Source organism: Micromonospora sp. NPDC049799 (assembly GCF_040656655.1).
Taxonomy (GTDB): Bacteria; Actinomycetota; Actinomycetes; order Mycobacteriales; family Micromonosporaceae; genus Micromonospora.
This window is the reverse complement of sequence record NZ_JBFAMU010000351.1, coordinates 1-5,247: the sequence shown is the minus strand read 5'-3', so window position 1 is coordinate 5,247 and position 5,247 is coordinate 1. Positions and strand designations below refer to the sequence as shown.

Here is a 5,247-nt window from a genome sequence, read left to right as displayed (position 1 = left end):
GGCTCGGCGCCGTCGGCGGCGATGGTGATCAGCGGCTGGCCGACCGGGCGGGCCTCGCCCTCCGCGCCGTGCAGCGCGACGACCCGACCGGCGTACGGGCACGGCACGTCCACGACCGCCTTGGCGGTCTCCACCTCGACGACGGTCTGGTCCACGGTCACCACGTCACCCACGGCGACGCGCCACTGCACGATCTCCGCCTCGCTGAGCCCCTCGCCCAGGTCGGGCAGGAGGAAGACCCGCTCGTTCGCCACGGTCGTCATGCCGCACTCCCCTGCGCGAGCCAGCGGCTGTCGGGCTGGTCGTCCCACTGCAGGCGGGCCACCGTGTCGAGGACCCGGTCCACCGACGGCAGGTGGGTGTGCTCCAGCATCGGCGCCGGGTACGGGATGTCCAGGCCGGACACCCGCAGCACCGGGGCGTGCAGGGCGTGGAAGCAGCGCTCCTGCACCCGGGCGGCGATCTCCGCGCCGACGCCGGCGAAGCCCTGCGCCTCCTGGATGACCACGCACCGGCCGGTCTTGCGCACGGAGGCGGCGACGGTGCCGTCGTCGAACGGCACGATGGTCCGCACGTCGACGACCTCCAGGTCCCAGCCCTCGTCGCGGGCCGCCTCGGCGGCCTCCAGCGCGACCGGCACCGCCGGCCCGTACGCGACAAGCGTGGCGTCGGTGCCCGCGCGCCGCACGACGGCCCGGCCGAACGGCTCGGTGCGGGCCGGAAGCTCGGCCTCGCCGCTGGCGAAGTAGAGCTTCTTCGGCTCCATGAACACGACCGGGTCCGGGTCGTCGATGGCCTCGCGCAGCAGCGAGTACGCGTCCTGCACGGTCGCCGGGGTGACCACCTTCAGGCCCGGGGTGTGCGCGTAGTAGCCCTCGGAGGAGTCGCAGTGGTGCTCGACGCCGCCGATACCGCCCGCGTACGGCACGCGGATGACCATCGGCACGCTCAGCTTGCCCCGGGTGCGGTTGCGCAGCTTCGCCACGTGCGAGGCGATCTGCTCGAACGCCGGGTACGCGAACGCGTCGAACTGCATCTCCACGACCGGTCGCAGCCCGGACATGGCCAGGCCGACGGCGAAGCCGACGATGCCGGCCTCGGCGAGCGGGGTGTCGAAGCAGCGCTTGTCGCCGAAGCGCGCCTGGAGACCGTCGGTGATCCGGAAGACGCCGCCGAGCTGGCCGACGTCCTCGCCGAAGACGACGACCCGCTCGTCCTCGAGCAGCGCGTCGGCGAGCGCGGCGTTGAGCGCCTTCGCCATGGTCATGGTGGCCATCAGGCGTCCCCCTCCTGCTCGGCCGCGGCGGCCAGTTCGGCGCGGACCTGCTCGCGCTGCTCGACCAGCTGCGGGGTCGGCTCGGCGTACACGTGGTCGAACAGGCTCATCGGGTCGACCGTGGGCTGGGTGTTCATCCGGTCGCGCAGGTCGGCCGCGTACGCCTCGGCCTCCTCGGCGATCGCGGCCACGCCTGCGTCGTCCAGCACGCCCCGGGCCCGCAGGTACGTCTCCAGCCGGGCCACCGGGTCCCGGTCCCGCCACGCCTCGACCTCGTCGGCGTCCCGGTAGCGGGACGCGTCGTCGGCGTTGGTGTGCGCCTCCATCCGGTAGGTGTGCGCCTCCACCAGGTACGGACCGTGGCCCGCCCGGGCGTGTGCCACCGCCCGGGTGAGCACCGCGAGCACGGCCACCGGGTCGTTGCCGTCGACCTGCTCGCTGGGCACGCCGTACCCCACGCCCTTGTACGCCAGGGAGGGCGCGGCGGTCTGCCGGGACAGCGGGACGCTGATGGCGTACCGGTTGTTCTGCACGAAGTAGACGACCGGGGCCTTGAACACGGCGGCGAAGTTGACGCCCTCGTGGAAGTCGCCCTCGCTGGTGGCGCCGTCGCCGATGAAGGCGAGTGCCACGGAGTCCCGGCCCTGGTAGGACTCGCCGTAGGCCACCCCGGCGGCGTGCACGCACTGGGTGGCGAGCGGGGTGCACTGCGGGGCGGTGCGACGCGCGGCGGGGTCGTACCCGCAGTGCCAGTCGCCGCGCAGCAGCGTCAGGACCTCGACCGGGTCGATGCCCCGGGACACCAGCGCCATCGACTCGCGGTAGGTGGGGAACACCCAGTCGTCGTCGCGCAGCGCGAGGACGCCGCCGACCTGGCAGGCCTCCTGGCCGCGTGAGGACGGGTAGACGGCGAGGCGGCCCTGCTTGGTCAGGGCGGTGGCCTGCACGTCGAAGCGGCGCCCGACGACCATGCGCCGGTACATCTCGCGCAGGGCCTCGACGGGCGGTTCGGGGTAGTCGGCGCGGGGCGGCAGCGGGGTGCCGTCCGGGTTCAGCAACCGGACCGGTTCGGACTGCGGCAGCAGGCCGGCGGACGGGTCGGGCGCGGCCGGGGTGGCCGGCCGGCCCTTCCGCGGGGATTCCCTGCGGACCGCCTGGGGTGTGGTCGTCACGGCGGGGACCTCCTGGACGTGTGGTGGACCTATGCTCCTGCTGTCGGATGATTGACTCAATATCCGTGGCGAACGCGGGACGATTGACATCCGGGAGGGAGTCGCATGAGCCAGGAGCCCACACCGGCACCGGGCGTGGCGGGCGGAACGGGACGTTCGGCCGGGCCGCTGGACGAGGTCGACCGGCGGATCCTGGACGAACTGGTCCGCGACGGGCGCATCTCCATCCGTACGCTCGCCGAACGGGTGCACGTCTCCCGCACCAACGCGTACGCGCGGGTGGAGCGGCTGCTGCGGGACGGGGTGATCACCGGGTTCCGCGCCCAGGTCGCGCCGGAGCCGGCCGGGCTGGGCACGTCGGCGTACATCTCCCTGACGATCGAGCAGAACACCTGGCGGGAGGTGTCGGCGGAGCTGGCCCGGGTGCGCTACATCGAGCACGTCGCGCTGCTGAGCGGCGAGCACGACGTGCTGGCCATGGTCCGGGCGCCGGACAACGCGACACTGCGGGACGTGGTGCTCAACCGGGTGCAGAGCATCGCCGGTGTGCTGTCCACGCGGACCTGGTTGGTCTTCGAGGAGTTCGACGGCGCCCAGAGCCCATGGCAGTGATCCTCGTCGATCGTCGCCGATCCGAAGATGGCGGTGACCTGACCGCCGGGTTACCGGTGCCGAACCACCGGATGCACAGGTGGCGGCCGGCGGCTTCGCGCTGTCGCCGCACGTGGCGGCCCCGCTAGGGTCCGGAGGATGATCGCTCGGACCATCAGGTCAGCCAAGCAGCACACCCCTGACTCCGCCCGGGTCCTGGTGCGGCGGACGATGCTCGATGCGCACAACGCGAGGCTCCGGCTGACCGTTCCGGTGAGCCGGCACTGCGGGTACGAGAACCTCTACCACTTCACCGTGCACAAGACCGGCAGCCAGTGGATGAAGTCGCTGTTCAGCGATCCCGTCGTCTATCGCCACTGCGGGCTGCTGCCGTACGTCCCGCGCCTGGCCCGGGGCAACCGTCGGTCCGTTCCGCCACCGGGGCACGTCTCCCTGTCCGCGTTCCTGCCCTACGAACGCTATCGGAGCATCCCGAAGCCGGACGCGCACCGCGCCTTCTTCGTACTGCGCGATCCCCGCGACATCGTCGTGTCGAGCTACTTCTCGCTGCGCGGGTCGCACGCCCCGATGGGCGACATCCCCCAGGTGCGCAGGGTCCTGCGGGAGAGCCCGGTACGCGACGGCCTGCTGCACGTCATCGACTACCTCGCCGACAGGGGCCTCTACCGGACGCTCCGGTCGTGGGCACTCGCGCCAGCTGCGGACACCTTCCGGCTATTCCGGTACGAGGACCTGACCGGGGAACGGCAGCAGGACGAGGTCGACCGGTTGATGCGACACTGCGGGATCGTCCTCCCGCCGGCCGACCTGGCCGCCCTGCTCGCCCGCTACAGCTTCGCCAGGATGCGCCGCACGCCCGGCGACTCCGGGTCGAACCCGCACTACCGCTCGGGCCGGGCCGGCGACTGGCGGAACCACTTCGACGACGACGTCCACCAGGCCTTCGTCGCGGCCACCGGCGATCTCGTCGAGATCCTCGGCTACCCCGCACCCGACGCGCCCCGCCACCTCGCGGTCGAGTAGGGCGGCACACGGCCGACGGACCGTCATCGCTCCGGTGGCGCCTCCAGGCCCTCGCGGTCGGCCAGGTCCAGCAGCGGCTCCAGCGAGAAGCGCCGGTCGTCCAGGCCGGCGTGCGGGTCACCCCGCTCGGCGAAGCGCGCCGGCATCGTGGTGACGTCGAAGTCCTCCGGCCGGGCGTCGTCCAGCTCCGCCCAGTCCAGCGGCGCGGAGACCAGCGCGGCCGGCGTCGGCCGGATCGAGTACGCCGACGTCATGGTGTGGTCCCGGGCCATCTGGTTGTAGTCGACGAAGACCGGGCGGTCCCGCTGCTCGCGCCACCACGTCGTGGTGACCAGGTCCGGGCGGCGGCGCTGCATCTCACGGCCCAGCGCCAGGACCGCCCGGCGGCACTCGCCGAAGCTCCACCGGGGCTCGATGCTCAGGTAGACGTGCAGGCCCCGCCCGCCGGTGGTCTTCGGGTAGCCGGTCAGGCCCAGCTCGTCGAGGAAGCCGCGCACCTCGTGGGCCACCGGCACGACCTGGTCGAAGTCGACGCCGGGCATCGGGTCCAGGTCGATGCGGAGCTGGTCCGGCCGCTCCACGTCCGCCTTCGTCACCGGCCAGGGGTGGAAGCGCAGCGTGCCGAGGTTCGCCGCCCAGGCCACCACGGCCAGTTCGCTCGGCGCGACCTCGTCGGCCGTCCGCCCGCTGGGGAAGGTGATGTGCGCGGTGCGCACCCACTCGGGGGCTCCCGCCGGAAGCCGCTTCTGGTAGAACGCGTCGCCCCGGTTGTCCTGCCGGGTGCCGATCTTCGCGCCCTCGAACACGCCGCGCGGCCACCGCTCCAGCATGGTCGGGCGGTCCCGCAGGGCACGCAGGATGCCGTCGCCGACGGCGAGGAAGTACCGGACCACGTCGACCTTGGCCAGCCCGCGCTCGGGGAAGTACGGCTTGTCCGGGTTGGAGACACGGACCAGCCGCTCCCCCACCCGGATCTCCTCGGCCGGCGTCGCCACGCCTCACACCGTAGTGGCATCGGCCGGCGTCCGCGCCCGGCTCACCGCGGGACTCGGGGTGTCCCGTCGTCCAGCGACGGCAACGGCACCACCGTGGTGTCGCCGGCGGCGTGTGCCGAGTGCGCGGGTGGCGGCCGGTGGCCCTCCGGCGTCCGGGTGTGCAGGCGAC

At 73.0% G+C, this 5,247-nt stretch carries 6 protein-coding genes; 2 read left to right on the top strand and 4 right to left on the bottom strand.

Annotated features, from left to right (window positions below; translation table 11 throughout):
- The 3 genes from AB0I76_RS21875 to pdhA form a co-directional block, all read right to left on the bottom strand.
- A partial coding sequence (locus AB0I76_RS21875) for a biotin/lipoyl-containing protein (protein ID WP_357038398.1) occupies nucleotides 1-263 on the bottom strand: 263 nt, incomplete at its 3' end.
- Entirely contained in the window at nucleotides 260-1,276 is a 1,017-nt protein-coding gene (locus tag AB0I76_RS21870; protein WP_357038395.1) for an alpha-ketoacid dehydrogenase subunit beta, read from the bottom strand. The genes AB0I76_RS21875 and AB0I76_RS21870, both read right to left, overlap by 4 nt.
- A complete protein-coding gene (gene pdhA / locus AB0I76_RS21865) occupies nucleotides 1,276-2,481 on the bottom strand; it encodes a pyruvate dehydrogenase (acetyl-transferring) E1 component subunit alpha (protein WP_357038403.1) in 1,206 nt (401 codons plus the stop codon). Before pdhA ends, AB0I76_RS21870 begins: the two co-directional genes overlap by 1 nt.
- Before the next feature lie 72 nt (nucleotides 2,482-2,553).
- Here pdhA and AB0I76_RS21860 point away from each other — a divergent pair, with 72 nt between their 5' ends.
- Together AB0I76_RS21860 and AB0I76_RS21855 are read left to right on the top strand one after the other, a co-directional pair.
- Nucleotides 2,554-3,060 (top strand): Lrp/AsnC family transcriptional regulator, encoded by a 507-nt coding sequence (locus AB0I76_RS21860; protein WP_357038392.1) that lies wholly within the window; start codon nucleotides 2,554-2,556, stop codon nucleotides 3,058-3,060.
- Nucleotides 3,061-3,198: 138 nt separating this feature from the next.
- Nucleotides 3,199-4,083 carry a sulfotransferase domain-containing protein gene (locus tag AB0I76_RS21855; protein ID WP_357038389.1) on the top strand — a complete coding sequence of 295 codons (885 nt, stop codon included), beginning with the start codon at nucleotides 3,199-3,201 and terminating at the stop codon, nucleotides 4,081-4,083.
- A gap of 23 nt (nucleotides 4,084-4,106) precedes the next feature.
- Here the strand turns inward: AB0I76_RS21855 and AB0I76_RS21850 are convergent, their stop codons facing one another.
- Nucleotides 4,107-5,078, bottom strand: a complete 972-nt coding sequence (locus AB0I76_RS21850) for a DNA primase small subunit domain-containing protein (RefSeq protein ID WP_357038386.1) — start codon at nucleotides 5,076-5,078, stop codon at nucleotides 4,107-4,109.
- Between the last annotated feature and the right edge of the window lie 169 nt (nucleotides 5,079-5,247).